Genomic DNA, 26456 nt, shown 5'->3' with positions numbered 1-26456 from the left:
GCCGCGGGCGACGGGTGACGGCGATCCAGCCGTTGTCGATGTCGGGGGTCAGGCGAGGGCGAGGAAGAGTTTTTCCAGCTCTTCCTGCGTCATGGGAGGGGCGTCGGTGCCTTCGGCGAGGCACTGACGCATTCCGCTCGCCACGATCTTGAACCCGGCCCGGTCCAGGGCCCGGGACACAGCGGCCAGCTGGGTCACGACGTCCTTGCAGTCGCGGCCGGACTCGACCATCGTGATCACTGCGGCCAGCTGTCCCTGCGCCCGCCGCAGCCGGTTCAGGACGGGCCGTACCGATTCTTCGTCTACCTGCACGAGATCCTCCTTCACCCCCTGACAAGAATACCCCAAGGGGTATGAATCACGACTTTGCTGTGATGTGTCGCTCGTGTCCCTCCACCGATGTGGGTGGCCGGATACCGGAGGCGGCGGCATGCCGGCGTGGCGGGCGTTGGGCCCGCCACAGCCGGGCGGCGATCGCGGCGGCCAGTGCGACGGTGAGCCCTGCCCAGGTGGCCGGGTGGGTCCACAGGGCGGTGTCGAGTTGCTGCACGAGGACGAAGACGCCCATGACGACGACGAACCAGCCGAACGCCGTGCGCAGCGCGTCCGGGGGAATGCGGCCCGCGACCCGTCCGCCGACCAGGCTGCCGACCACCGCGGCGACCGTCACGGTCAGGGCGAGCCGCCAGTCGATCTCGACGCCCGACAGGTGCCCGGCGAGGCCGGCGAAGGACTTCATCGCGATGACGAGGAGCGACGTGCCGACCGCGATGCCCATAGGCAGGCCGCCGAGGAGGGCGAGGGCGGGGACGACGAGGAACCCGCCGCCGGAACCGACCAGGCCGGTCACGGCGCCGACGACCAGGCCCTCGACCGCGATGTGCTTCACCGGCAGGTCACGGTGGGCGGAGCGGGCCTTCTTCGCCCCGCCGCGCGGCTTGCGAAGCATCGCCGCGGCGGTGGCGAGCATCATCAGCGCGAACGCGACCAGCAGGATGGTGCCGGGGATGTACTCGGCGAGCCGGCCGCCGCCGTAGGCGCCGACCATGCTGAAGGCTCCGAAGAGCAGGCCGGTCCGCCAGCGCACCCGCCGGGCCCGCGCGTGCGGGATCAGGGCGGCGAGGCTGGTGACGCCGACCACGAACAGCGAGGTGGCGATGGCCTCCTTGGTGCCCTGCCCGGCGAGGTAGACCAGGATCGGGACGGTCAGGATCGAGCCGCCGCCGCCGAGGATGCCGAGGCTGACGCCGACGAGCAGGGAGGCCGCGACGACCAGGGCGGTCACGACGCGCTCCGCAGCTCCGTGATCACCGTGCGGATGTCGGTGCGCGGCCCGCGGTTGTACGGCAGCTTCGACAGCAGGACGCCCATGGCGCAGGAGTTGCTGAGCGCGGCGTAGGTCAGGCCGGCGCCGACGGCGGTGCCGATGAGGTGGGCACCGGGGATCAGGATGCCGGCCAGGCCGGTGGCCAGGACGATGGAGCCCGCCACCAGACGGACCTGGCGCTCCATGTCCCACCGCTCGGGGCCGCGCTTCACGGGCGCGCCGGCCGCCTCCCAGGCGACCATGCCGCCGTCCAGGACGCGGAGGTTGGGCAGTCCGGCCTGGGCGAGGGCCTGCTCCGCCTCGCGGGCGCGCTGGCCGGAGCGGCAGACGAGCACGACCTCCTCGTCCAGGTGCGAGAGCAGTTCCGCGCGGTGCTCGCGCAGGGTGTTCAGGGGGACGTTGTACGAGCCCGGGATGTGCGTCGTGCGGAACTCGCCGGGTGTGCGGACATCGAGCAGGCGGGGGGCGCGGCCCTCCTGGACGAGGCGGTGCAGGACGGCGGGGGTGATCGACTGGACGGTGCGCTCGGCGCTCATGCAAAACTCCGGAAGGTATATGCGGGGTGGTGGGTCATGACAGAGACCCAGGCGTCAGAGAAGGAGGGGGCTGTCGCGGGCGGGGCAGTGCGGCCCTGCCCGCGACAGGGGAGGGGTGGGGGCAGTGCGGCCCCCGGCTCCTCCACGGCCGGCGGTGCACGACGGGCAGAGCCCGGACCCGTGCCCGGCCGGCGATCCGGGGGGATCAGGCTCGGGCGGGTTCGGCCGCGAGGGCCCAGGCCGCGTAGCCGCCGAGGATGTCGGAGACGTCGCCGAAGTCGCGGTGGCGCAGCAGGCTGGCGGCGATGGAGGACCGGTGGCCGCCCGCGCAGTGCAGGACGAGGGGCCGGTCGGCAGGCAGTTCGCCGGTGCGGGCGGGCAGCTCGCTGAGCGGGATGTGCAGGGCCTCGGGGATGAAGCCGTTGGCCTCGCGCTCGCCGCAGGTGCGCACGTCCACCACGAGCGGGGGGTTCTCCCCGGCCAGCGCGGCCTTGAGGTGCGCGGCGGTGAGGCGGCTGGCGAAGGCGACCTCGTCGGCCAGCACCCGCAGCGCGTCCTCGGGGTTGCGGACGTAGCCCACGACCCGGTCGAAGCCGATGCGGGCGAGCCGGGTGACGACCTCCTCCTCGCGGTTCTGCGGGGCCATGACGACCAGCTCGTCGGTCGGGTCGAGGACAGTGCCCGCCTGTTCGGCGAAGCGCCCGTCGGCGGGCACGTTCACCGCGCCGGCCAGGTGCCCGGCCGCGAACTCCTGCGGGTCGCGGGCGTCGACGACGACCGCTCCGCCTGCGCGGAGGGCGGTGAACTCGCCGAGCGCGAGCGGCCGGGCCGCGGCGGTCGCGTCGTACAGGGTGCGGTCCTTGCGGTTGAGGTCGGCGTCGTAGGCGAAGTAGCCGGGCGCCGCCGACTGGCCGGCGGTGACCAGCGCCACGAAGTCCTCGCGGCCCATGGGCGCGCAGGCGTAGTTGGTGACGCGCTGCTCGCCGATCGTGGAGGACTTCTCCGTGGACAGGTTCTTGCCGCAGGCGGAGCCCGCTCCGTGGGCGGGGAAGACCCGGACCTCGTCGGGCAGGCCCATCAGCTTGTTCTGCACGCTGTCGTGCAGCATCGCGCCCAGCTCCTCGGCGGTCACGCCGACGGAGGCGAGCAGGTCGGGACGGCCGACGTCGCCGATGAAGAGGGCGTCGCCGGTCAGGACGCCGTACGGGACGGCGTCGCCCGCGTGCTCGTACACCAGGACGCTGATCGACTCCGGGGTGTGCCCGGGGGTCTCCATGACCTCCAGGACCACGTCGCCCAGGACGATCCGCTCACCCTCGGCGAGGTGACGGATCGGGTACTCGGTCTCGGCGCGCATGCCGTAGCCGATCCACGCGCCTGTCTCGTCGGCCATCTCCAGGTGCCCGGCGACGAAGTCCGCGTGGAAGTGGGTGTTGATCACGCCGACGACGGTGAAACCGTGCGCCCGGGCGTCGGCGAGGTACTCGGAGACGTCCCGGCGCGGGTCGACGACCACGGCCTGCCCGGTCTGCTCGTCGGCGATCATGTACGACGCCTGGGACAGGCAGTCGAGGTAGTACTGGGCGAAGAACACGGCGAACCTTTCGACGGAGAGAGCGAGCGCGGAGCGGAGCCCCGCGGAAGTGCGGCGGGAGAGCGGCCGGCCGTTCAGGCGACCCGGGCGTCCGTGCCGCGTACGACGGGGCGGCCGGCGCGGGCCCAGCCTGAGGTGCCGCCCGCGACCGAGACCGCCTGGAAGCCGGCGGCCTCCAGGTGCTCGGCGGCCCAGGCGCTGCGGTTGCCGCTCGCGCAGATGACGTAGACGGGCTGGTCTGCGGGCAGCGCGGCGAGGTGGACGCCGAGCTCGGAGAGAGGCGCGGTGCGGGCGCCCGGCACATGACCCGTCGCGTATTCGTCCGGCTCGCGGACGTCGATGGTGAAGGCGCCCTGAGCCAGCTCGGCCGCGAAGACGTCCAGATCCACTTCACGCATGGAAGATCACCCTTTCGAATACCCCCCGGGGTACTTACGCCATCGACTGTAGGCAGGGCCGCGAAGAGAAGTCAAATACCCCCTCGGGTATCCAACGCCACAGGGAGGAGCTTCGCGAGGGAGAAGGATCTAATACCCCCAGGGGTATGGTGGTCTGCGGATACGGGAACGGACGGAATGGTGAAGAGATGACACGAGCGAACACGAAGCCGCGGCCCGCGCCCGCCCCCGTGCGGCTGGGGCTCCGGGAGAACCGGGCGCAGTTCGTCCTGCTCGTCGTCGTCACGGCGGCGGTCGGCGCGCTCGTCGGCCTGGAGCGGACCACGGTCCCCCTGATCGGCACCGAGGTGTTCGGACTCGCGGGGAACCTGGCCGTCTTCTCGTTCATCATCGCCTTCGGCCTCGCCAAGGCCTTCACCAACCTCGCCGCCGGCGCGCTCACGGCCCGCTTCCGCCGCAGACAACTGCTCCTGGCGGGCTGGCTGATCGGCGCACCCGTGCCGTTCGTGCTCGCCTGGGCGCCGTCGTGGTGGTGGATCGTGGCCGCGAACGTCCTGCTCGGCGTCAACCAGGGGCTGACCTGGTCGATGACCGTCAACATGAAGATCGACCTCGTAGGCCCGGCCCGGCGGGGTCTGGCCACCGGCCTCAACGAGGCCGCCGGTTACGTCGCGGTCGGCGCCACGGCCCTGCTCACCGGCTACCTCGCCACCCAGTACGGACTGCGCCCCGCCCCCGAGCTCATCGGAGTGGTCTTCCTCGCCGCCGGCCTCGGCCTGTCCCTCCGGGCCAAGGACACCGCCGCCCACCTGGCCCTCGAACTGGCCCGCCACCCCGCACCCGAAGGCGGTCCGGCGGGCAGGCCGTCTTTCCGGGAGACCTTCGCCCGCACCTCATGGCTCGACCGCTCTCTGCGCGGCGCATCCCAAGCCGGCCTGGTCAACAACCTCAACGACGGCCTGACCTGGGGAGTCTTCCCCCTCCTCTTCGCCGACCACGGCCTCGGCATCGCCGCCATCGGCCTGATCAAGGGGCTCTACCCTCTGCTGTGGGGCATCGGCCAGATCCCGGCCGGGCACCTCGCCGACCGGATCGGCCGCAAACCGCTCGTCGTGTCCGGCATGCTCCTCCAGGCCGCGGCGCTCCTGTCGGCCCTCGCGCTGCTCGACCGCCCGCTCCTCGCCGGCGTCGTCTCCGCCGTCGGCCTGGGCCTCGGCACCGCGCTGGTCTACCCCGCCCTCATCGCCTCTGTCTCCGACCACACCCACCCGGCCTGGCGCGCCCACGCCCTCGGCGCGTACCGGTTCTGGCGGGACATCGGCTACGCGGCCGGCGCGCTGGTGGCGGGCGTCCTCGCCGACGCGCTGGGCCTGGACACCACCGTCCTCGCCGCCGCCGCCCTCACCGCCGCCTCGGGCATCCTCGCCGCCCGCTGGATGACCGACCGTCCCCGAACTTGACCGCGCCGCCGCCAGAGCCCCGTCGGGGCATCCCTGGCCGATGGCTGTAGATCGTTTAGTGCAACTCCCGATCAAGGAAGATGCACCGATGACCAGTGAGAACGTGGCTGAGGCCGTCGAGCTCTGAGAGAACGCGTGGGAGGAGTTCACTCCGTTCCTGCGGTTCGACACCGAGATCCGCCGCATCATCTGCACCACGAACGCGATCGAGTCCGTGAACGCAGGATCCGGCGGGCGGTCAAGGCCCGTGGGCATTTCCCGAACGAGCAGGCCGCGTCGAAGCGCGTCTACATGGCGATCATGTCCCTCGACCCGACCGGCAAGAGTCAGGCCCGCTGGACCCTACGCTGGAAGACCGCTCTGAACGCCTTCGACATCACCTTCGACGGCCGCCTCTCCGCAGCCCGTCAGTAACCTTGAACACCCCGGTTACACCGTTCGATTGACAGACCCTGCCCTGTCGGCTTTACCGGCGACGCCTGCCGGTGGTGTCACCCACGCCGCACAGATCGGCGGCTTCGGAGGTGGCCGCTCGGATGGCCTGGAGCGGCGTCATGCCGCCGATGCGGACGAGGAGTCCGAGTTCCTTGAGGTTCTGGCCGTGGGGGGCGATCAGGCCCGCGTCGGTTCCCATCCCGACACGGATTCCGGCTGTTACGGAACGGGCCACGGACTCCTGGGCGACCCGGTGCCAGTGCACGGCCTTCGCGTGTACGGCCGCCGGCACCGCGGAAGGGTCGGGGTCGGCCATGGTCTCCAGGAGGGTGGGCACGAGGAACTGGCCGCGCGCAACCATCTCCGCACGCAGCCCCAGCCATTCGGGCTGGTCGTGCGGGGAGGTGACCCCTCCGCTGGCTGCGAGCTTGACGCAGTCGGCGGCGGCGGCGAAAGGCTCGCGTACGCGAGTAGCGACGGCGCCGGCGTCGATACCGCTCGGAAGGCGGAAGTCGGCGTGCCCGGCGGTCTGGCTCAGCATGCTCACCGCGACAAGGAGCCGTGGCCCCGCGATGCGGCGCTCGGCAACCGCCCGCCGGAACCCGCGTCGAGACCGATGAGGTCGCGTGCTGTGGTAACCCCGTCAACCAGGACGCACCAGTGGCCTGCCCGAGGCGGGACCTTCGCTTTACGCCGTCCGCCCGCGCGTAGACGAGGTCGCGATCCGACAGTTCGCGGTCCTGGAAGCCGGCGCGTTCGTCGCTCTACTGCCACGGTCGCGGCCGACACGCCGACCGTGCCGCTGAGGAGCTGTTCCTGCGCTGGGACGAAGTCGCCGGACGACAGGCCGTGCAGGTAGAGCAGCGGCATCACCTTCGCGGTCTTCGGGGACTTGCGGCACCACTGCGGTGGACCTTCGAGGAGAACGGGCATCTCGCCGAGCGGGGCTACTCGGTCCGAGTCGCATTTCTGCATACGCCCCAGCGACACCTCAACCCTTGCCTGCCCACCAGCCGCACCCTGTCCGGACCGACATCGGACGGGCTCTTCGCGGCATGACGCTTGTGTGATTACCAGACGACTAGTCAGGCATACCGGCAGGCGTACTCGGCCCGGCCCGACCTCACACATGCGTGTGACACCGGCGATTACGCCGTTCGAAAGTGGGCTCAACCCCGGACCGGGTCGTACCTCTGCGTGCCCCCCTCGCATGACACCCCCGAACAGCCCAGCCGTCGCACCGCCTCCGCGAAAACACCTACATATGCCCATACCCTCGCCCTACGCATTCCCAGCGCCTTACTTGTCCGCTTGTACGGTCAGCTGCCCCGCGCCTGCCTGTGTGAGCGGAACGCGAGGCCAATTCGCTCCCCTTTACTGGAGAAAATCATGCGCGTTGCCGTAACCGGTGGCGGTGGTTTCCTTGGGTCACATCTGTGCGAGACGCTTCTGCGGCGCGGTGACTCAGTGGTGTGCCTGGACAATTTCTCGACAGGCGATGCTGCGAACATCGCACATCTCCTGTCCGACCCGGCGTTCGAGTTGCAGCACGCCGATGTGAGCGCGTCCGTGGAGGTCGTCGGCCGCGTGGACGCCGTTGCCCATCTGGCGTCACCCGCCTCCCCGCCCGACTACCTGCGGCAGCCGCTGGAAACGCTCGCGGTCGGCAGCCGCGGCACCGAGAACGCACTGCGTCTGGCTCTCCGCCATGACGCCCGCTTCATCCTCGCGTCGACGAGCGAGGTCTACGGCGACCCCCTGGTTCACCCGCAGGAGGAAACGTATTGGGGGAACGTCAACTCCATCGGTCCGCGTAGCGTCTACGACGAGGCGAAACGGTACGCCGAGGCTCTCTCCGCCGCGTACCGCCGCACGCACGGCCTTAATGTCGGCATCGCCCGGATCTTCAACACCTACGGGCCGCGGATGCGCCCGCACGACGGCCGTGTGGTGTCCAGCTTCATCACTCAGGCCCTGACCGGTGAGCCGCTCACCATCTACGGCGACGGCAAGCAGACGCGCAGCTTCTGTTACGTGGACGACCTCGTCCGCGGTCTCGTCGCACTCCTCGGCTCCTCCGCAATGGGACCGTTCAACCTCGGCAACCCGGTCGAGCGCACAGTCTCGGAGCTCGCGGAGACCGTGCTGACGATGACCGGTTCGCAGTCCGAGGTGAAGTACCACCCGCTGCCGGTCGACGACCCGGTCCGCCGCCGTCCCGTCATCGCCCTCGCCCGCGAGGTACTGGGGTGGGAGCCGGAGATCGACATCACCGAAGGCCTGCGCCGGACCGTGGCGTACTTCGCCTCCCGGCCGGACCAGCTCGCCGTGTCGGCCGCAGCGATCCGCGGCGGCCAGAGCGAGACCGTCCCGCCGACCGCCGTGCCGGTCGCGGCCACCCCGTCGCAGATGATCCCCGGTCCGGAGGCCGCGTCCCTCAGCGTGGGCGCTGCCACCATGGCCGAGCCGTCCGCCTCGAACGGCTGATCCCCGCGGCATCGCCGTACGGCGCCCTGCCGCGCCACGCCCCCGGCCCCTTCCCCCACTCCCCACGGCCCGCTGTCGCACCACCTGGAGAACTTGCCGCCATGACCTCGTTGGAGCAAGGTCCTGCCTTCGGGACCGGCACCGTCCAGGATCCCCCGGCGCCATCCCCGCCCCTCGGATCACCCGAGGAATGGGATGCGCTGGGGACGGAGATCCGAGCCCTGTCGAAAGGTGAGGTGGCCTCCATCGGTCCGGACGGCCCGGTGCTCGCCCGGCCGGCGCGTCGGCTCACCGCCCTCCCCTCCAGCTTCGTGCGGGCCTTTTCCCCCTCCGACCGCGTCCTTGTCGTGCTGCTGTCCCTGGGCTGGGCGGCCTGCCTGGTCTGGTTCTGGGTCTGGTGGCTCCAGCCGTCCCACCGCATCGGCTGGACGGGCCTGATCGTCAACAGCGCTCTCCTGCTGTACCTGACCTATCTGCCGGTGCACTTCCTCATCGCACTGCTCCGCATGCGGCGCTTCGACCCGGCTGTCGAGGTGCCGGAGCTGCGTACCGCCTTCGTTGTCACCCGCGCCCCGTCCGAGAGCTGGGACATCGTCCGCTCCACTCTGGAGGCGATGCTCGGTCAGCACTACCCGTACGCCTACGACGTGTGGCTGTGTGACGAGGACCCCACCGAGGAGATCATCGACTGGTGCCGGGTCCACGGCGTCGGCGTCTCCTGCCGGCGCGACCGTCCCGACTACCACAGGGCTGACTGGCCACGCCGCACCCGGTGCAAGGAGGGCAACCTCGCCTTCTTCTACGACCACTGGGGCTACGCCCACTACGACGTGGTGGCCCAGCTCGATTGCGACCACGTTCCGGGCCCTCGGTATCTCGCCGAGGTTGTCCGTCCCTTCGTCGACCCCGCGATCGGCTATGTCGCGGCGCCCAGCGTCTGCGATGCCAACGCCGGCGAGTCCTGGGCGGCCCGGGGCCGACTGCAGCGCGAGGCGATGTTCCACGGGCCCGTGCAGCTGGGTCACTCCGCCGGTCTCGCCCCGGTGTGCATCGGCTCGCACTACGCCGTCCGCACGCAGGCACTGCGGGACATCGGCGGTCTCGGCCCCGAGCTCGCCGAGGACTTCTCGACCACCTTCCTGCTCACCTCGGCGGGCTGGCAGGGTGCGTTCGCGATCGACGCGGAAGCGCGCGGCGAAGGCCCCCTCACCTTCGGCGCGATGATCACCCAGGAGTTCCAGTGGTCTCGCAGCCTGGCCGTGATGCTGCTGGGAATGCTGCCGCGCCACCTGAGCCGGATGCCTCTCAAGCTGAGGATCCGGTTCGGGGCGGCGCTGATGTACTACCCGCTTCTCGCGGCGGCCACCGTCACGGGCATCCTGCTGCCGCCGATCGCAGCGATCACTGGTGCCCCCTGGATCGATGTCAACTACTTCGGGTTCCTCGCGCACTTCTGGAGCATGTCCGTCTGGCTGATCCTGCTGACGCTCCTCTGCCGCCGCCGCGGTCTGCTGCGCCCCAAGGACTCCCCTGTCTTCAGCTGGGAGATCTGGCTCTTCGGACTGTCCCGCTGGCCGTACGTCGCCTGGGGCGTGCTGGCCGCGGTGACACAGAAGCTGCGGCCCCGTCAGATCACCTTCAAGGTGACCCCGAAGAAGCGCGACGGCCTGGAGCGGCTCCCGCTGCGCACCGTCGCCCCGTACCTGCTGATCACGACGTTCTTGTCCGGATCGGCCCTGGTCGGCCAGTTCACCGGCCCCGCCGTCGGCTACGTCTTCCTCTGCATCCTGGGTTCCGCCTCGTACACCGCCGTGACGCTCGCGATCAGCGGGCTGCACGTCAAGGAGACGGCTCGCGCGACCGGGACCCCCGCCTTCCGTGCCCTGCGCACAGCTGCGGTCCCCCTCGTCGCGGGCCTGCTGTCCCTGCTTCCACTGACACTCGCCGTCGCCGTCTTCCCCACCTACCTCACCGGCTTCTACGCCTGGTGACGGCCGTACGGCCGTGAGAGAAAGAAGGTTCCCGTGTCCCAGACGGTCCTGGTCACCGGCGGCGCCGGTTTCATCGGCAGCCACACCTGCGTCGAGCTCCTCCGCGCCGGCCACGAGGTGGTCGTGCTCGACGACCACTCCAACAGCTGCCCCGAATCCCTCGACCGCGTCGCGAAGATCGCGGGCCGCCCGATCGCCGCGGCCCATGTCGGAGACGTGCGTGACCGGCGGTCACTGGACACCGCCTTCACCAGCCACCCGATCGACGCGGTGATCCACTTCGCCGCGAAGAAGGCCGTCGGCGAATCGGTGCGGATCCCCCTCACGTACTACGACATCAACGTCGGCGGCACCACGGCCCTCGTCGCAGCGATGCACGACCACGGCGTCCACCGGCTGGTGTTCTCGTCGTCCTGCTCGGTCTACGGGGACGCGACGACCGTCCCCCTGACCGAAGATTCCCAGGTCGCGCCGACCAACCCGTACGCCACCACCAAGTGGACCTGCGAGCAGATCCTCGCGGACCTGTGCCGGCACGTTCCCGAACTGCGCGTACTGGCGCTGCGGTACTTCAACCCGGCCGGCGCCCACCCCACCGGACTGCTCGGCGAGGACCCGCGCGGCGTGCCGAACAACATCATGCCGCTCCTCAGCCAGATCGCCGTGGGCCGACGTGACGAGCTCAGCGTCTTCGGCGCCGACTACCCCACGCCCGACGGCACCGGGGTACGGGACTACATCCACGTCGTCGACGTGGCCGAGGGGCACCGCGTCGCCCTCGACCACATCGACGACGAGCCCGGCATGCGGGTCTTCAACCTCGGTACCGGACGCGGCGCGTCCGTCCTGGAGCTCGTGCGCGCCTTCGAAGAGGCCTCCGGCAGGCCGATTCCGTACCGCGTCACCGAGCGCAGGCCCGGCGACGTCGCACGACTCGTCGCCGATCCGGCGAAGGTCTCCGCGGCCTGGGGCTGGAACGCCCGACGCGACGTGGCCTCGATGTGCCGCGACGCGTGGAACTTCCAGCAGCAAAACCCGCGTGGCTACACCTCCTGAGACGCCGGTCCCGCAGAACCCGTCTCCTCGCCTCCCTCCCCCGACAGGAGAACACCACATGCGGTTGACCGTCATCGGTACGGGATACCTCGGAGCCGTGCACGCCGCGTGCATGGCCGGCATCGGACACGACGTCCTCGGTGTAGACGTCGACACCGAGAAGATCAAGGCCCTCTCTGAAGGGCGGACACCTTTCTACGAGCCAGGTCTCGACGACGTACTGACCTCGGCACTCGCCTCCGGACGCCTGCGCTTCACCACCAGCCTGCGCGAGGCCGCGGCGCACGGCGAGGTCCACTTCATCTGTGTGGGCACCCCCCAGCAGCCCGGCTCCCAGGCCGCCGACCTGCGGTACGTGGACGCCGTCGTCGACGGGCTCGTCCCATACCTGCCCGTGTCGTGTCTGATCGTCGGCAAGTCCACCGTCCCGGTGGGCACGACCGCGCGCCTGACCGCCCGCATCGAGCGACTTGCGCCGGAGGGGGTACGGGCGGAAGTGGCCTGGAACCCCGAGTTCCTCCGCGAGGGCTTCGCGGTCGAGGACACCCTGCGCCCCGACCGGCTCGTCGCAGGCGTGACCAGCCGGGAGGCCGACGAGACACTGCGCCAGGTGTACGCCGTGATGCTGGAAGCGGGAGTCCCCTACATCAGCACCGATCCGAACACGGCCGAGCTGGTGAAGGTCGCGGCCAACTCCTTCCTGGCCACGAAGATCTCCTTCATCAACGCGATGGCCGAGGTCTGCGACGCCGCCGGCGCGGACGTGGCCACCCTCGCCGACGCACTCGGCCACGACACACGGATCGGCCGGCGGTTTCTGAACGCCGGTCTCGGCTTCGGCGGCGGCTGTCTGCCCAAAGACATCCGGGCGTTCGTCGCTCGCGCACAGGAACTCGGCGTCGGCCCGGCGGTGAACTTCCTCGACGAGGTCGACGAGATCAACCAGCACCAGCGGACGCGGACCGTCGCACTCGCCCGGCATCTGGTCGGCGGTGACCTGACCGGCCGCCGGGTAACCGTCCTGGGCGCCACATTCAAGCCGAACAGTGACGACGTGCGCGACTCGCCGGCCCTGGCCGTCGCGGCGGCACTGCACAGGCAGGGAGCCGACATCCGGGTGCACGACCCGGAGGGCGCCGCGAACGCGCGGCGCGCCCACCCGGAGCTGCGCTGCGGCTCGGACCTGCTGGAGGCCTGCCAAGGCGCTGAGATCGTCCTCCACCTCACCGAGTGGGGCGAGTACCGGGAGGTGGACCCGGTCAAGCTGGCCCGCGTGGTCCGCGAGCCGGTCCTCATCGACGGACGCAACGCGCTCCCGCACGACGAGTGGCGGGCCGCCGGATGGACCGTCAAGGCGCTGGGCCGCCCCGCGCACTCAGACCGTCCGTCGGATGCCCGGACCAAAAATCCTCTACAGGCCACGATCGCGTCTCCGGCCGCCGAGCCGATCCGTGCCCTGGCCATGCCCACGGCGCTGCCGACCGGCAGGCCGTAGTCCCCCACCCGCACTCACCGGATCCGCCCTTCGTCCATGGCCCTCGGCCGGGGCGGAGGGCGGAGCCAGTCCGCGTCACGTACCTCAGCCGGTCCCGCACGGCGAACCCGCTCGTCGACGGTTGCCGCAACACCTCTCGTGCGCCCACGGCCGTCGACGCATCGGCGGGCAGGTGCTCGGAGCGCGGTGCGCCCCGAGCACCTGCCCGCGTCCTGTGCTCTCAGCGTCCGGTTCGGCCCGGGGGGCGCGTCTGCGCGGCGCCGGCCTTCAGCGCCTGAGGGACGCGGCTGCCGAAGTAGTCGACAGGACCCACGTCGACACCCATCGCCTGCGGCCCAAGGCCCATAGGACCTTCGCCCTGGCAATGCGGCGCCAGATTCTGGGCCCCGGCCCCGTCCGTGGTCGGGGCGATCAGACCGGGCAGGCACGGGTCCTCGCTGAGGCCGGTCGGCTCGTCCCCGAGCATTTCCTGACGGGACGCGGCTCGCCAGTCGTCCAGCGCCGTGAAACGCCGACTGCCCCATCCCAGGGACCAGGCGCCCTTGCTGTAGTAGACGTTGCCCTGAACCTTGAGCGTGCTGGGGCCGTACGCCGACTGGGCCTCGATCAGAGGACCGCCGTCGGTGGCGAGAATGTTGTTGTGGACACGCACGCCCCGCATGCCGTCGCGCAGCCTCAAAGCCGGGGGCCGGGCCTCTGCGGCTTCGACCGAGGCCAGCCCTTCGGTCCTCATCACAACCGTGTTGTGGTAGATATCCAGGTTCTTCAGGCGGGAACCGTACGCGACGATGCCCCCGTACTCGGGCAGCTTCCGCGCGTCGTCCCAGCTCATGTTGAAGCGGACGATGTTGTTCTTGTGGGCTCCGGTCGCCTGGCCGGAGTAGATGAGGAACCCCGGACCGTCGTTGTCGTACGCGAGGTTGTACTGCATGACGGAGGCGGACACGTTGTTGTCGAGGCCGAATCCGCCACCGTCGACCCGCGAGCCGGTGCGATTGCGGTACGCCGTGTTGTTCTCAAGGATCACCTGGGTGGAGTCGTACACCCAGATGCCCTCGGGACCCTCGTCCGCGGCGGCCGAGGACCTCGCACCGTTGTCGTGGGCCACCGAGCGCATGACCTTCGCATCCCGGACGCTGCCGAGCGTGATGCCGCTGCCGGTGTTGCGTTCGTCGTTCTCCGGGTCGCCACTGTTCGCGTATGCCTTGACCCGCTCGATCCGTAGCCCCGCGTGCGCGTAGACCGGGCGGTCGACATCGAACTCGGGTCCGTAGAAGACGAGTCCGCCTTCGAGGTTGTGGTGCACGGAGACGTTGGCGATCCGCACGTCGCCGAAGCCCGCTACGGCACCCTTCTCCGCACCGAGGCTGATCCCGTTCTGGAAGCCGCTCGCCTCCACGTCCGTGATGCGGACGTGATCGAGGCGACGGCCGCCCAGGCTGTTACGGAAGGCAATCCCCACCCCTTCTCTCAGCGCCTTTCGATCGCCGACCAGCGAGACGTTCCTGATCTCGACGCCGGAGGTGTTGCGCACGGTGATGCCGGACGTACCCCGTGGCGCGATCGTGGCCCGGCCGACGCCGTACGACTCGATCACGACGGGCTTCGTCCGGCTGCCCGCCTCGTCCTTGTCCAGGGTCACGCTGCCACGGAACCGCTCACCACCCTTGAGCCGCAGCCGGTCGCCGGGCTGGAAGCGCACGTTGCTCACGTGGCCGAGAGTCCGCCAGGGCTTCGCTGGGGACAGACCATCGTTCTCGTCATCACCGTCGGGGCTCACATAGAAGGTGTAAGGACCACCGGTGGCAGGACGGGCCGGCCGGTAGACCCCCGGCACGTCGCATCCTGTCAACAGCAGCAGTACCGCGACCGAGACTCCAGCGGCTGCCTTCGCCGCACGGCTTCGCTTCACCGTGTTCAAGCACTCCCCTTGGGACGTTCCCGTGCCACATCAGGCGTATAACGCAACACACTGCCAGAAACAGTGCACACGAAACGCCGACAAGAAGGTGGCATCCGAGTCACACGCACTTCTCCACCCATGCCGGTAAGCCACTGGCGACCTCAAGGTAGCGGGTGAGCATCCGTCGTCGGCGAGGTGTGTGGCCTTCCCCTCACTGCCGGGTGGAGGCTCCGGCAGGTGTTGCCCGTCTTACCTTCTTCGTGGGCTCGAACCGGTCATTCGCAGTACTCCAGGTCGTTGCGCACCTGGTAGCCGTGCGCGCGGCCACGCTGGCGGACAGAACTTAGGACGAGGAGACGGATCGCGGGCATGCAAAGAACCCTTCCCCTTCTAATCAAGTTTGACTAGCGTAGCGGGTATGGCCGAAAAGACGATCCCCTTGCTCCCGTGTCAGACCATCCAGCCTGTCATCGACTTCTACACGGCTCTCGGTTTCGAGGTGACCTTCCTGCAGAAGAGCCCCAATCCGTTCGCGGTTGTCGAGCGAGGCGATATCGGGCTGCAGTTCTTCGGCATGATGAAGTACGAGCCCAGCGAGTCGTACAGCACGTGCTATGTCCTCACCGATGACGTGGACGGGCTGTACGAGGCGTTCCGGGCCGGGCTCAAGGCCGCGTATGGGAAGATCCCGAGCCGGGGCATTCCGCGGATCGGGCCGCTCAAGGACATGTCCTACGGGGTGCGGCAGTTCCTGATGACCGACCCCGGGGGCAACTGCATCCGGGTCGGGCAGCCCACCAGCGAGGACCTGCACCACCGGCCTGCCCCCAAGGAGACCTTCGCGCGAGCGCTGCACAACGCCACGCTCTTCGCCGACTCCAAAGAGGACCCAGCAGGGGCGGCGAAGATCATCGACCGGGTGCTCGGTCTCGAGGGCGAGCGGCCGACACCCGCGCAACTCGTACGCCTCCTCGTCCTGCGCGGCGACGTGGCCGGGCGGCTCGGTGACGAGACGACGGCGGTGTCCGCGCTGGAGAAGGCCGCCGCGGTCCAACTCACCGATGAGGAAAGGAAGTCGGTCAGCGGCGACCTGGAGAGACTGAAGGACCTGGCGGGTTCGGAGCCGAAGCTTGAGGTGTGAATCTGAGCTGGATCGTTGGCCCGTCGTTCGGAGAGGTCCATGGCGTGCCGAACCGCATCTGACAGTCCGGCCACCTCGCGCCTGAGGGCTGGCCCCTATCCGCGGCCTCTACGCCCTCGCTGTTTCCTTTGGCGCTGATGGGCGCCTGCCGGGGCGGGGCATGCACAGCAGGGCGCCGGCCGGGATCACATGGGGCACAGGTAGCGGTTGAGGGCCGCACTCCGCGCTGGAGTGCGGCCCTCGGTGCATGTTGTTACGGGGTCCAGCCGCCGTACGGCACAGTGATGAGTTCCATGACGTGGCCCGCCGGGTCCATGAAGTACACGCCGCGGCCGCCGTCGTTGTAGTTGGTCGCGCCGGGCTGCTTCCGGTGGGGGTCGGCGTAGTGCTCGATGCCGCGCTGTCCGATCTGCGCGTACGCCGCGTCGAACTGCTCCTCGGAGATCAAGAAGGCGTAGTGCTGGGGGGTGATGCTGTCCGCGGGGATCGTAGCGAAGTCCAGCGTGACGCCATTGCTCAGGTCGACCGCGATGAACGGACCCCACGCGGCGGTGATCTCAAGGCTGAGCAGGTTCGCGAGGAATTCTGCGGACTTCCGGTTGTCCCGGGCGTGGACGATCGTGTGGTTCAACTCGACTGACAAGGAATGCCTCCGAAGGCATCTCCCGACACCTCCATGCCTCACCCAGCCGGTGACCGACACGCGATGTCGTCGTAGATCGTAGTCGCGGTCGTCCTGAGGCCCGGGGCGGTGCTGTTCGGAAATCTCCAGCCCCAGCTCAGAGCGGGTTCTTCCGCAAATCAGGGGTGCAACACGGCTCTGTTGCCCCTTTGCTGTTGCACGGGGGTGTCGCAGTCGCCGCGGGCCGGATGGATGAAGGCCGGCTCAGTGGGCGTACCCGGGCAGTCGGGCTGTCGGTTGTGCGTTGAGCGGACCATCCGGCCCGTGCACGGGCCATTTCTGCGAGGCACTTCGTGGGCGTTCCAAGAAGCACAAGCCGCGCCGCTCGTGCGGTGGGAGCTGCCGGTCACGGGCGAGTCGGCCACGGAGTGCTTCGGCACCGCGTTCCACTCCACCTCGGGCATGCAGCACCTGGACGTGCGGCAGTCCACCAACGGCATCCTGATATGGGACACGAGAGGGGCACAGCTACCGGCTGAGAACCCCAGCGAGGTCCACGAATAGCACCATGCCGAAGATGCCGACAGCTACCAGCCCGGCCACCAACAGGGTCACGATCAAAGCGATTGCCATCGTGATCCGCGTGCGTCTCACGGCCGACCTGTATTCGCTGTCGTCGTCCCAATCCTGATCACGCATGGCGCCCCCCTCGGCAGGCACCATACAAGAGGCCTGTGGAGCGGCTTTGAGCGGCCTGGCCCAGCCCACCCCCATTCCCTCCGCAGCCGTTCTTCACTGCCGGGCCGTCAGCACCAGGCCGAGCCGTCGTGGCTCGCGGTCACCTCCAGGCCGTACTCCATGGCGTTCGCCCGGGGCTCCCCCTCAATGTCAAGAAGCCTGGGAACCACACCGCCAGATGGGCGGTGACAGTACCGTACGGCTTGGAGAAGCACAGGCCGTCATCCCGCCTGTCACCGTCCGGCCGCCATCCAACCACGTGCTCTGCGGCGTTCGCTTTCGCGGCCGGTACGGCCGGGCCTACGGCTTCGGGCGGTCGGCCGAGGCTTGGTGGGTGTCCGCGCCGGAGCTGACGTGCCGCTGGGTCTCCTGCGGACCGTGCCAGTCCAGGCACATCACGGTGGCATCGTCCTCGAGTCGGCCGCCGGCCGCGTCCCGTACCGCTGAAGTCATTGCCAGAGCGGTCTCGCGGGGGTGCAGGTTCCGGGTGCGTTCCAGAAGGCCGAGGAGATCGACTTGCTCTCCGTGGCGCTCGAGCATGCCGTCGGTGAACATGAGCAGTCGGTCGCCGGGGCGCAGGTCGACGTCCTGGGCGCGGTAGGGGTGGGGCATGGGCACGGACAGTCCGAAGGGATGGTCCACCTCGCAGGTGATCGCCTTCGCGGCCCCTTGGCGCAGTCGCAGGGGCCAGGGGTGACCGGCGTTGACGAGCTGGGCCCGCCCGGTGTGGAGGTTGATGCGCAACAGCTGCCCCGTGGCGTGGCCCTGACCGTGGTCGGTCAGGGCCTGGTCCGCCAGATGAGCCTGCTCCACCAGGCCGGCCCCCGCGCGACGGGCGCCCCGCAAGGCGCCGACCAGCACGGTGGCGGCCAGGGCCGCGTCGATGTCGTGCCCCATGGGGTCGGTCACCGAGACGTGTAGGGTGTCGCGGTCCAGGATGTAGTCGAAGGTGTCGCCGCTGAGGTCTTCGGAGGGCTCCAGGCTCCCGCACAGGGTGAACTGGGCCGCCTCGCACGACAGGGACGGGGGAAGCAGCTGGTACTGGATCTCCGCGGCCAGGGTGGGCGGTCTGGAACGCTTGCCCCAGGTGTAGAGATCAGTGAAGCGGCCGTTGGCGATCACGACGTAGGCCAGGACGTGCGCGGCCTCCCCGACCGCGGTGAGGGTGTCCTCGCCGGGTCCGGCCGGCAGAAGGAGTTCCAGGAGCCCGATCGCGTCCCCCCGGTTGGTGACCGGCGCGATCACGCGGTGCCCGCGATGGGTCGCCTCCTGGTACAGCCGCTGGGTACGGATCACATGTTCGTACACACTGCCGAGCAAGGAAATCCGTTCCGCTTCCTGGCCGCTCTCCCCCACAGCGGTGCTGGACAGCCGGGCCACCGCCTTCCCCGTCAGGTCCACGATGAGGAAGGAGACCTCCACGGCCTCGAACCGCCGCTGCAGATCCCGCGCGACGACGTCGACGGCCTCCACCGGCGCGGCCGTCTCCGCCGCGGTCAGAAGCCGGGGAAGCTCACTCTGCCCATCGCTCACCGCACGGTCCCTTCGACAAGCCCCTCCCCCGCCGACGCGGCGATCCGCCAGGGTGGGCGCTACCAACCAGGCTCTTCACCTACACATCATCCACCCGCAGAGAGTCGGCCACAGGTCTGGCGGCGCACCGGGGTCACTCAAGCCGAGGCACGCAGAGCAGCGGCGCCTTGAGTCCGGTGCCCCGGTTCCGCCGACGGGAGGCTGACGGACCAGCTAGGAGTGATGTTCTCCGCCAGGGGACCCTTCTGGCCCTGGGCGACGTCGAACGTCACCATCTGCCCCTCCTGGAGCTCACGGAAGCCCGTCGAGTTGATCACCGAGTAGCGGGCGAAGACGTCCGGGCCACCGCCGTCCTGGGCGATCAAGCCGAAGCCCTTCACCGCGTTGAACCACTCCACAGTTCCCGTAGCCATGTCTCATGCCTTCCAGTCGATGAACGCCTCCCACACGGCGCGGAGACCACCGAGGCGCTGGGACGTGCCCGAGGACCAGGGCCATGGGCCCGAGGAACAACACCACGACGAGGACCCAGCCGAGCCGCACAGTCGCCATCCGCCCTACCCGGGAAACGACACCGCCCTTCACCGCCTGGAAGACACCTGCGGGGTGCCAGGACGCAGAATGGAATCCGGTAGACGCCACAGTGCGTGCGGTGTCGGTACGAGACCAGGTGGAACGGACGAAGAGGAGCACGGATATGAGCAGTGCCGCAGACAAGTTCAAAGGCAAGATCAAGGAGGTCGCCGGAAAGATCACCGGTGACCGGAGGCTCGAGTCGGAAGGCAGGACCGACCAGGCGAAATCCAAGGTCAGTGAAACCGTGCGAGATGTCCGTGAGCGCGCCCGTGGTATCAGGGACTCGCTCAGGCGAGGCCACCCCTGACACGCGCCCCAATGGCCCCTCGGTCACGGAGTTCGGCCGGCCTGGCGAGCTCATCGACACCGCGAGGCTCTGTGCCGGCGGCGATTTCCATCTCCGCACCCGGGTCTTGCCACCGGACGGAAAGGAGAACGGCCAGAACGAGCGGGATTGCCATGCGCGGGACACCCCGCCTGCCGTTCCGACCGGATCAAGGTGGAACGACCCCGACATGTGCCCGGTCACCGGCTGGAGAAACCCAGCCCGGTGACCTCGTGAGGGCCAACGGCGTCACACCTCGTATGCGGCATAACGTCACGGGCATCGCCCCCGCATTTCCATGACGCGTAGCCCCAAAGGCAGGCAACGTGCAGCCGCGTCCATTGGCTCGCTGAGCGAATAGGTGGCCGATTCACAGGCAGGGTGAAGTCGGCCCCTCTAACCGTCGGCAGGCAGGCCGAGACCGCCGTTCCCACTGCCGCTCATACATGATCGGCCGGGCACTCCTAGCCGGGACCTCCACCGCTGGACAGGTCACCTGCACCGGGTGACGCCCGCAAAAGCCTCCGGGCGGACCATCGCAGGGATAGATCTGCTCGCTGTCCCGGTTCGGGACGTGCAGATGGACGGTGTGGTCCCGCGAAGGCTCGTCCTGGTAGAGATCCCGGGAATACACCATCAATTTGAGGCACGCGTACTTCTGCGAGGTCTCCTCCAGTCCCGCTTCGGGAACCGCAGACCATACGTCCAGATCCCACCGAAAAGCGTTCTCAATGTGTGATCACGAGTTTGAAAACGATGATCAGCAGGCCGAGCAGCAGATTTACCGAGGCGGTGACGGCCATCAGCCGCCGGGAGGCGCCGACGCGGCGTGCCGCCGCGATGGACCAGCCCACCTGACCGGCCACCGCGATACAGAGAGCCAGCCACACGGCACCGCTCACGTCCATGCCCAGGAGCGGACTGACGGCCACCGCAGCGGCCGGCGGGACGGCGGCCTTGACGATCGGCCACTCTTCGCGGCACACACCCAGCACGATCCGACGGTCCAGTGTCTCCCGCGCGAGGCGTGCCCCGAACAGTTGGGCGTGCACGTGCGCAATCCAGAAGACCACGCTGGTGAGCAACAGCAGCAGCACCAGCTCGGTGCGGGGGAAGGACCCCAGGGAGCCGGCGCCGATCACCACGGAGGAGGCGAGCATGGATCCGTAGACGCCGCCTGTGTAGTCCGCGTGGGCGCGCCGCGCAGCACGGCGCTCGGCTCGGCGTGTCCCGCGCGGCGCGCTCGGGCCGGTACTGGTACTGGTTCTGGACACCCCTGACTCCCTTCGGGCGCAGTGCCTCACCTCAGGCCGGAGCGTCGACGCCAGGCCTTTCGCAACGCGGCCCTCGACGCGATCGGCAGCTGTGGTGACCGACAGAGCCCGGCCGACCACGTGGCCCGGTGCGGCCGGTGGCGTCGGGCCGGCAGGTCGGTGCGTACCCCGGCGCTTCCTCGCTCTCAGCATCCCAGCCCCGGTGTCCCGGTGCGCGGCGCACCGGGAACCATGACCCCTCCCGCCCCGAACCTCAGGACCACAGCTCCGGCTGCCGGGCGGCGGTGCCGGCGGGTGCCGGCTGTTCGCTCATCGAGGGCTTCAGAGGGCAGAGCCGGCGTTTCTCACCACGGGATCGCCGGACGGCTTGGCCGGGTGGAGTGCGAGTCCGCGCGGTTCTGCTGGGGGGCTGGCAGGCCCGTCCGCGCACCTACGACGCAGGGGCCCCGCGTCAGCGGCCGCGGGGCCTGCACGGGCGGGGAGCGCCGCTCGCGGGGTCCTCCTTGGCCGACTGCCAGCGCGCGTTGGCCAGCTCGAAGGTGACCATCGGCGGGGTCGACTACGAGGTCGTGAAGCGGGAAGCGGTCGACGTCGGCGACGACGGGGCGGTGCCGTTCGCGTATCTGCGCGCCGAGGCATCGGGCATCGTCCTGGCCGCGCTCCCCGACATGGTGGTGGCCGGCTACTACGACGAGGACCGCAAGAACACCGTGGAGGCCGCCGCCGAGGCCGTGGCCGCCTGCGCGCGTGCCCTGCGCGACGACCTGTCGCTGTAGCGCGCGACGCGATCCGACCGACCACACGACCGAGGAAGACAACGGAGGCAGACGTGGCAGAGCGCACGAGGACGAGCCGGGGCGCGAACGCGGCACCGCGCAAGGCGAGGACGCACGCCGGCGGGACGCCGCACGAAGCCCCAGCCCAGCACGATCTGTGAGGACACGGCTCGCGGGAACCAACACTTTTGCTCCGCCCTCGTCAGGGCCGTCAGGACCTTGCCCCGTCGTTGCGGACGCTGTTCACGGCTGTCGAAACGGACCGGGCGTCGAGCATGCGGGGGTGTACGCGGCCGGCCTCGGTGGTGGTGATCGTGCGGGGGTCGTCAGGCGTCGGGGTCGTCGTCGCCGGTGACGTCGGGGTTGCGCCGGTACTCATGTCAGGCGGGCAGGCTCATCAGGAGCAGGGGCGCAGTGGTGGGTTGTGCGGATCCTTGGGCGGGTTCGAGCGTGAGGCCGACCGCGGTGGCGTCGGAGGGGCTGCCGTGGATGAGGACGGTGCCGTCCGTGTGGATGAAGCCGGCGGGGCGCATCGTGCCCTGGTGGTCCAGCCAGAGTTGGTACGTCTTGCCCGGCGCCGGGGTGGGCAGGCCGGTGGCGGCGAAGACGGCCCTGTTCTGACGGTCGGAGGTGATGACGCTGGTCAGGGCGCCGTTGGTGGCCCGTCCATGGACGGTTTGGGCGTCCGGGGCCGCCAGCACGGTGCTGACGGCGTCGAGTTGTCGCTGGGCCTGACGGGCCTGCTGCTGGGAGTCGGCGTTTTCCTGGTACTGCCAGGTGGCGAGGCCCGCGAACGTGGCGGCTGCGGCCAGGCTGGCGGCCAGTGCCAGGGGTACGGCCTTGCGTCGGAGCCCTTCCCTGAAGCCCACCGCGGCCGTGGGGACGGGCACGCGCGGCGGCAGTTGGCGTACGCCGTCGACGGCGGACATCGTCCGCTGCTTCATGGAGGTCGGCGGGGGCTGGGCCGCGGCGGCGGCCAGCCGTGCCGCAGTCGCCTCGAACTCGGCGACTTCCTCGCGGCACTCCTCGCAGTGCCGGAGGTGGCCGCTGAACGTCTCCCGTTCCTCCGGGTCGAGGGCGTTGAGGGCGTAGGCGGCGGCGAGGGCGTGCGTGTCCGAGTGGTGCTGGCTCACGTGGTCACCCCCATGCAGTCGCGAAGCCGGATCAGCCCGTCGCGCATGCGTGTCTTGATGGTGGGGAGCGGTGTGCGCAGGGATTCCGCGACCTCACGGTAGGTCAGTGCCCCGTAGTAGGCCAGGGTTACCGCCTGTCGCTGCAGTTCGGTCAGACCGCGCAGGCAGCGGCGGACCTGTTCGCTCTCCAGCCGGGTCTGCACCTGTTCCGCGACCTCGTCGTACGCGGTGGAGTGCTCGCGAGCGGCGTGGGCCTGGTCGCGGTCGGCGGCGGCCTGGGCGGAGCGGACGCGGTCCACGGCACGCCGGTGGGCGATCGTCCCGGCCCAGGTCGTCACGCTGCCGGCTTCGGGTCGGTAGCGGGCGGCCTGCCGCCACAGGTCGATCATCACCTCCTGGGCGACTTCCTCGGCCTGGGCCCGGTCGCGGACGACCTTGACCGTGATCCCGAACACCAGGGGTGCGAGAGCGTCGTAGAGGGCGGAGAAGGCCTGCTTGTCTCCGCGGGCGACCTCCTGGACGACGTCGGTGAGGTCGCGGTGCCCGGTCCGGTCCGGGGCACCGAAGGGCAGTGGCTGTTTCACCGGCCGGACACCGGTGGTGGCGACCAGACGAAGTGGCCGGGATCGGCCGGCCGGGAGCTGCGTGTCCATCGCATGTGCGTCCTTGGTCGGTAGGGGCCGGCCGGCACACCGGCAGTCGGGCCAACAGAACACAGGATGTGGTCTCTGCCCAGTCTTCGTAGCGGATGCATGTGCGGATGGGCGGGCGTTTCGTCACCGAAGGTGCACTCTGATCGCTCGTACGAGTGAACGGGGTGCTCCTGACCCAACCGGTGGCGAGGTGACAGCGAAGAAGGCGATGAGGACCGGGGAGTGTGCGCCGGTTTCCTCGCCGGCCGTGCGGGACCTCCGCACGGTGGGCACGAGCCCTTTCTTGGGAGACAGCGCGATGGTTCGTATCAGCAAGAGTCTGGCGGTAGTGATGGCGGCCGGTGCCGTGGTGGTCGGTGGAGCCTCGTTGGCCGCGGCCGACGCGGGGGCGCAGGGCGTCGCCGCGCACTCGCCCGGAGTCGGTTCCGGCAACCTGATCCAGGTTCCGCTCCACGTCCCGGTCAACGCGTGCGGAAACACGGTCAGCGTCATCGGCCTGCTGAACCCGACGTTCGGCAACACCTGCGTCAACGCCTGAACCGGAAACCGCTGACGGGCTCCGGTCCGCCCCCTGTTCGGGGTGACGCGGGCCGGTGACCCGCCCCGGGCCGCGGGCGGGGGCGCATTCGGCGCGTCCCGCACGCAGAGCCGCGGCCCGGGGCGGGTCGACCGCGGGCGGCTGTCGGCGGCCGCCCGCGGTACCGGAAAAGCCAGGGCTTACAAGGACGTCCGTACGACGTGCTCGGACGGCCTCAAGTCCCCGCCGGGCAACGTCGTCTCCCGGGCGAAAGGGCGCTACCGGTGGGCTGAACGGGGCGTCACCGAGGACGAAGCCGACCCGCGCCTGAATCCGGGCCGGACCGCCGGACTGAAGAGGGAACATCCATGCGTTGGCTCAACCGGCCAGGCGCCCTGGTCACACTTCTCCTGTGCCTGGCACTCGCGGGCATCGCCGGCCCCTGCACGGCGCGCCTCGGTGAGGTGACACGGACGGGGCAGGCGGCCGAGCTGCCGCCCGGCGCGGAGTCGGCCCGGGCGGCCGAGCTGCTCGGCGCCGACGGCACTGGCGAGGCCCTGCCCTTGGCCGTCGTGTGGACCGGCTCCGCGGCGGACGACCGGCTCACCGCTGCCCAGCGAACCGCTGCGCGCCGGGTCGTCGCGGGCATCACCGGATCGCGTTCGGACGCGGAGCCTGTCCTGGCAGAGGACGGGAAGGCCCTGACCGCTGTCGTCGCCGCCGGACCAGACCACCTGTCCGAGCAGCTCGGGGACATCAGGAAGGCGGCGGGCGGGGTACCGGGCACCGACGTCCATCTGGCTGGCCCGGCTGCCGCTCAGGCCGACTTGGACGACGCCTTCGCCCATACCGACGGCACCTTGCTGGCGGTGACGCTGACCGGCGTACTGCTGATCCTGCTGCTCGTCTACCGCAGTGTGTTCATGCCGTTGCTGGTGATCGCAGGAGCGCTGCTTGCCCTGGCCTCGGCATCCGCCCTGCTGTACGCCCTCGCCCGGGCGGGTTGGCTCGTGCTCGACGGCCAGGTCCAGGGCATCGTGTTCGTCCTCGTCATCGGCGCGAGCACCGACTACGCACTCCTCCTGGCGGCCCGCTACAAGGAGGAACTCGCCCGGCCCGGCGGCGACACGCAGGGGGCTGTGGTCGCGGCCTGCAGGGCGACGGCGGCGCCCGTGCTGGCCAGCGCCGCGACCGTGGCCTGCGCCATGATGACGCTCACCCTGAGCACCCTGCCGTCCCACCAGGCCCTGGGGCCGGCGGTGGCCATCGCCATGGCCTGCTGCGCGGCGGTGTCCCTGACCTTCCTGCCGGCCCTCCTCCTGCTGTGCGGGCCCCGCGTGTTCTGGCCGCGGCAGGGACACTTCGCGGTCAGGGAGGGATGGGTACGGCTGGCGCGCGCGACCGAGCGCCGGCCGCGCCGCCTCTGGTGTGGCTGCCTCGTCTTGCTCCTCGCGGGCGCGGCTTTCGCCCCGCTGCTCTCACAAGGCGGTGTCCCCCTGCACCGGGCCCTTCCCGCCGGTTCGCCCTCGGCGATCGGGCAGACCGTCCTGGCCCGGCACTTCCCGGCCGGCACCGCCAGTCCCCTCGTGATCGTCACCCCGCCGGCGCGGACAGCCGATGTCCGTACCGTCACCGCCATCACGGCAGGGGTCGCCGCCGTCAAGGTCGTCAGGGCACCCGCTGGTTCGCCCCCGGCGGCCGGACGGGATCAGGTTCTCGCGACGCTCGCCGCCGTGGCGGACAGCGAGGAGGCCAGCCGTGTCGTCGAACGCCTGCGCGTGTCTCTCGGCGGCACCGGAGCTCTGGTCGGTGGCCAAGCCGCGTATCTGCACGACGTCCACAGCACGGCGCTACGAGACCAGCGGCTGATCATGCCCGTGGTGTTCGCCGTGGTCCTGGTGATCCTCATCGCCCTGCTGCGCTGTCTGTTGCTGCCGCTGCTGCTCGTCGCGGCCGCGGGAGTGAGCCTGCTGACGGCTTTCGGGGTCTCCGCGCTCGCGTTCGGCCTCGTCGACGGTTCAGCGGCCACCGAACCGGCCGTGGTGCTGTTCTCCTTCATCTTCCTCGTCGCCCTCGGCGTGGACTACAACATCTTCCTCGTCCACCGAGTCCGGCACGAAGCACGCGAGACAGGCACCGCGTTCGGCGTGCGGCAGGGGCTGGTCAGCACGGGCGGCGTGATCAGCGCGGCCGGACTCATCCTGGCCGCCACCTTCGCCGCCTTGACCGTGATGCCGCTGCTCTACCTCGCCCAGATCGGATGCGTCGTCGCCGTCGGCGTCCTGATCGACACGCTTCTGGTGCGCCTCTTCCTCGTTCCCGCCCTCATCCTCGACCTCGGACACCGGACCTGGTGGCCCGCCGCTGTGCCCGAAGTCCCTTGGAGCTCGCAGCCTTTCGCCGACGAGCCCGAGCCCGACGGTGGCACCGCTGACGAGGTCGCTGCTCAGATGGCCCCGACGTGCGAGAGCTGAATCCGTCGCAAC

General features: G+C 70.0%; 23 protein-coding genes and 3 pseudogenes. 11 read left to right on the top strand and 15 right to left on the bottom strand.

Features of this window, described 5'->3' with window-relative positions; translation table 11 throughout:
- Nucleotides 1–48: 48 nt before the first annotated feature.
- From ACIA8N_RS28285 to ACIA8N_RS28265, 5 genes are all read right to left on the bottom strand, one after another.
- Nucleotides 49–312 (bottom strand): metal-sensitive transcriptional regulator, encoded by a 264-nt coding sequence (locus ACIA8N_RS28285; RefSeq protein WP_365787368.1) that lies wholly within the window; start codon nt 310–312, stop codon nt 49–51.
- A 46-nt stretch (nt 313–358) separates the two neighbouring features.
- On the bottom strand, nt 359–1285 hold the full coding sequence (locus ACIA8N_RS28280) for a sulfite exporter TauE/SafE family protein (RefSeq protein WP_365787366.1): 927 nt from the start codon (nt 1283–1285) through the stop codon (nt 359–361).
- On the bottom strand, nt 1282–1863 hold the full coding sequence (locus tag ACIA8N_RS28275; RefSeq protein ID WP_365787364.1) for a rhodanese-like domain-containing protein: 582 nt from the start codon (nt 1861–1863) through the stop codon (nt 1282–1284). The genes ACIA8N_RS28280 and ACIA8N_RS28275 overlap by 4 nt, the downstream gene beginning before the upstream one ends.
- A 205-nt stretch (nt 1864–2068) precedes the next feature.
- Nucleotides 2069–3457, bottom strand: a complete 1389-nt coding sequence (locus ACIA8N_RS28270) for an MBL fold metallo-hydrolase (RefSeq protein ID WP_365787362.1) — start codon at nt 3455–3457, stop codon at nt 2069–2071.
- A 74-nt stretch (nt 3458–3531) separates the two neighbouring features.
- The gene (locus tag ACIA8N_RS28265; protein WP_365787360.1) at nt 3532–3855 is read right to left on the bottom strand and encodes a rhodanese-like domain-containing protein; all 324 of its coding nucleotides are present in this window, start codon (nt 3853–3855) and stop codon (nt 3532–3534) included.
- A gap of 188 nt (nt 3856–4043) precedes the next feature.
- Here ACIA8N_RS28265 and ACIA8N_RS28260 point away from each other — a divergent pair, with 188 nt between their 5' ends.
- Both ACIA8N_RS28260 and ACIA8N_RS28255 read left to right on the top strand, forming a co-directional pair.
- Nucleotides 4044–5315 (top strand): MFS transporter, encoded by a 1272-nt coding sequence (locus tag ACIA8N_RS28260; RefSeq protein WP_365787358.1) that lies wholly within the window; start codon nt 4044–4046, stop codon nt 5313–5315.
- Between the two features lie 127 nt (nt 5316–5442).
- Nucleotides 5443–5729 (top strand): annotated as a pseudogene (locus ACIA8N_RS28255) (transposase); the annotation flags it as partial.
- A 52-nt stretch (nt 5730–5781) separates the two neighbouring features.
- Here the strand turns inward: ACIA8N_RS28255 and ACIA8N_RS28250 are convergent.
- A complete protein-coding gene (locus ACIA8N_RS28250) occupies nt 5782–6291 on the bottom strand; it encodes an amidohydrolase family protein (RefSeq protein WP_365787400.1) in 510 nt (169 codons plus the stop codon).
- Between the two features lie 848 nt (nt 6292–7139).
- Between ACIA8N_RS28250 and ACIA8N_RS28245 the strand changes: the two genes are divergently transcribed.
- The 4 genes from ACIA8N_RS28245 to ACIA8N_RS28230 all read left to right on the top strand — a co-directional run bounded on the left by ACIA8N_RS28245 (nt 7140) and on the right by ACIA8N_RS28230 (nt 12779).
- Entirely contained in the window at nt 7140–8237 is a 1098-nt protein-coding gene (locus ACIA8N_RS28245; protein ID WP_365787398.1) for a UDP-glucuronic acid decarboxylase family protein, read from the top strand.
- 236 nt (nt 8238–8473) lie between these two features.
- Nucleotides 8474–10228: a glycosyltransferase gene (locus tag ACIA8N_RS28240; RefSeq protein ID WP_365787356.1), complete on the top strand. Its 1755-nt coding sequence runs from the start codon at nt 8474–8476 to the stop codon at nt 10226–10228.
- A 33-nt stretch (nt 10229–10261) separates the two neighbouring features.
- Nucleotides 10262–11284, top strand: a complete 1023-nt coding sequence (gene galE, locus ACIA8N_RS28235) for a UDP-glucose 4-epimerase GalE (RefSeq protein ID WP_365787354.1) — start codon at nt 10262–10264, stop codon at nt 11282–11284.
- Between the two features lie 58 nt (nt 11285–11342).
- Nucleotides 11343–12779, top strand: coding sequence for a UDP-glucose/GDP-mannose dehydrogenase family protein (locus ACIA8N_RS28230; RefSeq protein ID WP_365787352.1), 1437 nt, complete (start codon nt 11343–11345; stop codon nt 12777–12779).
- 220 nt (nt 12780–12999) lie between these two features.
- On the opposite strand, the gene ACIA8N_RS28225 is transcribed toward ACIA8N_RS28230, so the two are convergent.
- Both ACIA8N_RS28225 and ACIA8N_RS28220 read right to left on the bottom strand, forming a co-directional pair.
- Nucleotides 13000–14490 (bottom strand): right-handed parallel beta-helix repeat-containing protein, encoded by a 1491-nt coding sequence (locus ACIA8N_RS28225; RefSeq protein ID WP_365787350.1) that lies wholly within the window; start codon nt 14488–14490, stop codon nt 13000–13002.
- 476 nt (nt 14491–14966) lie between these two features.
- Nucleotides 14967–15053: pseudogene (locus ACIA8N_RS28220) on the bottom strand (PadR family transcriptional regulator); the annotation flags it as partial.
- A 47-nt stretch (nt 15054–15100) separates the two neighbouring features.
- Here ACIA8N_RS28220 and ACIA8N_RS28215 point away from each other — a divergent pair.
- The gene (locus ACIA8N_RS28215) at nt 15101–15823 is read left to right on the top strand and encodes a VOC family protein (RefSeq protein WP_365787348.1); all 723 of its coding nucleotides are present in this window, start codon (nt 15101–15103) and stop codon (nt 15821–15823) included.
- A gap of 253 nt (nt 15824–16076) precedes the next feature.
- Here the strand turns inward: ACIA8N_RS28215 and ACIA8N_RS28210 are convergent, their stop codons facing one another.
- From ACIA8N_RS28210 to ACIA8N_RS28195, 4 genes and pseudogenes are all read right to left on the bottom strand, one after another.
- Nucleotides 16077–16466: a VOC family protein gene (locus ACIA8N_RS28210; RefSeq protein WP_365787346.1), complete on the bottom strand. Its 390-nt coding sequence runs from the start codon at nt 16464–16466 to the stop codon at nt 16077–16079.
- A gap of 507 nt (nt 16467–16973) precedes the next feature.
- Complete coding sequence (locus tag ACIA8N_RS28205; RefSeq protein WP_365787344.1) at nt 16974–17144, bottom strand: hypothetical protein; 171 nt, start codon at nt 17142–17144, stop codon at nt 16974–16976.
- 339 nt (nt 17145–17483) lie between these two features.
- Nucleotides 17484–18716 (bottom strand): PP2C family protein-serine/threonine phosphatase, encoded by a 1233-nt coding sequence (locus ACIA8N_RS28200; RefSeq protein ID WP_365787341.1) that lies wholly within the window; start codon nt 18714–18716, stop codon nt 17484–17486.
- Nucleotides 18717–18928: 212 nt separating this feature from the next.
- A pseudogene (locus tag ACIA8N_RS28195) lies at nt 18929–19129 on the bottom strand (cold-shock protein); the annotation flags it as partial.
- A 284-nt stretch (nt 19130–19413) separates the two neighbouring features.
- Between ACIA8N_RS28195 and ACIA8N_RS28190 the strand changes: the two are divergent.
- Nucleotides 19414–19599, top strand: coding sequence for a CsbD family protein (locus ACIA8N_RS28190; protein ID WP_365787339.1), 186 nt, complete (start codon nt 19414–19416; stop codon nt 19597–19599).
- 746 nt (nt 19600–20345) lie between these two features.
- On the opposite strand, the gene ACIA8N_RS28185 is transcribed toward ACIA8N_RS28190, so the two are convergent.
- Nucleotides 20346–20891, bottom strand: a complete 546-nt coding sequence (locus ACIA8N_RS28185; RefSeq protein WP_365787337.1) for a hypothetical protein — start codon at nt 20889–20891, stop codon at nt 20346–20348.
- Between the two features lie 524 nt (nt 20892–21415).
- Between ACIA8N_RS28185 and ACIA8N_RS28180 the strand changes: the two genes are divergently transcribed.
- A complete protein-coding gene (locus tag ACIA8N_RS28180; RefSeq protein WP_365787335.1) occupies nt 21416–21667 on the top strand; it encodes a hypothetical protein in 252 nt (83 codons plus the stop codon).
- A gap of 380 nt (nt 21668–22047) precedes the next feature.
- On the opposite strand, the gene ACIA8N_RS28175 is transcribed toward ACIA8N_RS28180, so the two are convergent.
- Nucleotides 22048–22800, bottom strand: a complete 753-nt coding sequence (locus ACIA8N_RS28175) for an anti-sigma factor (protein WP_365787333.1) — start codon at nt 22798–22800, stop codon at nt 22048–22050.
- Nucleotides 22797–23384: an ECF RNA polymerase sigma factor SigK gene (gene sigK / locus ACIA8N_RS28170; protein WP_399416812.1), complete on the bottom strand. Its 588-nt coding sequence runs from the start codon at nt 23382–23384 to the stop codon at nt 22797–22799. Before sigK ends, ACIA8N_RS28175 begins: the two co-directional genes overlap by 4 nt.
- A 367-nt stretch (nt 23385–23751) precedes the next feature.
- Between sigK and ACIA8N_RS28165 the strand changes: the two genes are divergently transcribed.
- Both ACIA8N_RS28165 and ACIA8N_RS28160 read left to right on the top strand, forming a co-directional pair.
- Entirely contained in the window at nt 23752–23991 is a 240-nt protein-coding gene (locus tag ACIA8N_RS28165) for a chaplin (protein WP_365787329.1), read from the top strand.
- A 347-nt stretch (nt 23992–24338) separates the two neighbouring features.
- Nucleotides 24339–26444, top strand: coding sequence for an MMPL family transporter (locus ACIA8N_RS28160; protein WP_365785532.1), 2106 nt, complete (start codon nt 24339–24341; stop codon nt 26442–26444).
- Nucleotides 26445–26456 lie beyond the last annotated feature (12 nt).

Source organism: Streptomyces sp. NPDC051822, from assembly GCF_044452745.1.
Classification (GTDB): Bacteria; Actinomycetota; Actinomycetes; order Streptomycetales; family Streptomycetaceae; genus Streptomyces.
The sequence above is the reverse complement of the archived record's forward strand: the minus strand, read 5'-3'. Positions and strand labels throughout refer to the sequence as shown.

Bases quoted from the DNA above. Each gene is read 5' to 3' on its own strand.
- ACIA8N_RS28275 (WP_365787364.1), bottom strand. From the start codon at position 1,863: ATGAGCGCCGAGCGCACCGTCCAGTCGATCACCCCCGCCGTCCTGCAC.
- ACIA8N_RS28265 (WP_365787360.1), bottom strand. From the start codon at position 3,855: ATGCGTGAAGTGGATCTGGACGTCTTCGCGGCCGAGCTGGCTCAGGGC.
- ACIA8N_RS28260 (WP_365787358.1), top strand. From the start codon at position 4,044: ATGACACGAGCGAACACGAAGCCGCGGCCCGCGCCCGCCCCCGTGCGG.
- ACIA8N_RS28250 (WP_365787400.1), bottom strand. From the start codon at position 6,291: ATGCTGAGCCAGACCGCCGGGCACGCCGACTTCCGCCTTCCGAGCGGT.
- ACIA8N_RS28245 (WP_365787398.1), top strand. From the start codon at position 7,140: ATGCGCGTTGCCGTAACCGGTGGCGGTGGTTTCCTTGGGTCACATCTG.
- ACIA8N_RS28230 (WP_365787352.1), top strand. From the start codon at position 11,343: ATGCGGTTGACCGTCATCGGTACGGGATACCTCGGAGCCGTGCACGCC.
- ACIA8N_RS28215 (WP_365787348.1), top strand. From the start codon at position 15,101: ATGGCCGAAAAGACGATCCCCTTGCTCCCGTGTCAGACCATCCAGCCT.
- ACIA8N_RS28205 (WP_365787344.1), bottom strand. From the start codon at position 17,144: ATGCGTGATCAGGATTGGGACGACGACAGCGAATACAGGTCGGCCGTG.
- ACIA8N_RS28190 (WP_365787339.1), top strand. From the start codon at position 19,414: ATGAGCAGTGCCGCAGACAAGTTCAAAGGCAAGATCAAGGAGGTCGCC.
- ACIA8N_RS28165 (WP_365787329.1), top strand. From the start codon at position 23,752: ATGGTTCGTATCAGCAAGAGTCTGGCGGTAGTGATGGCGGCCGGTGCC.
- ACIA8N_RS28160 (WP_365785532.1), top strand. From the start codon at position 24,339: ATGCGTTGGCTCAACCGGCCAGGCGCCCTGGTCACACTTCTCCTGTGC.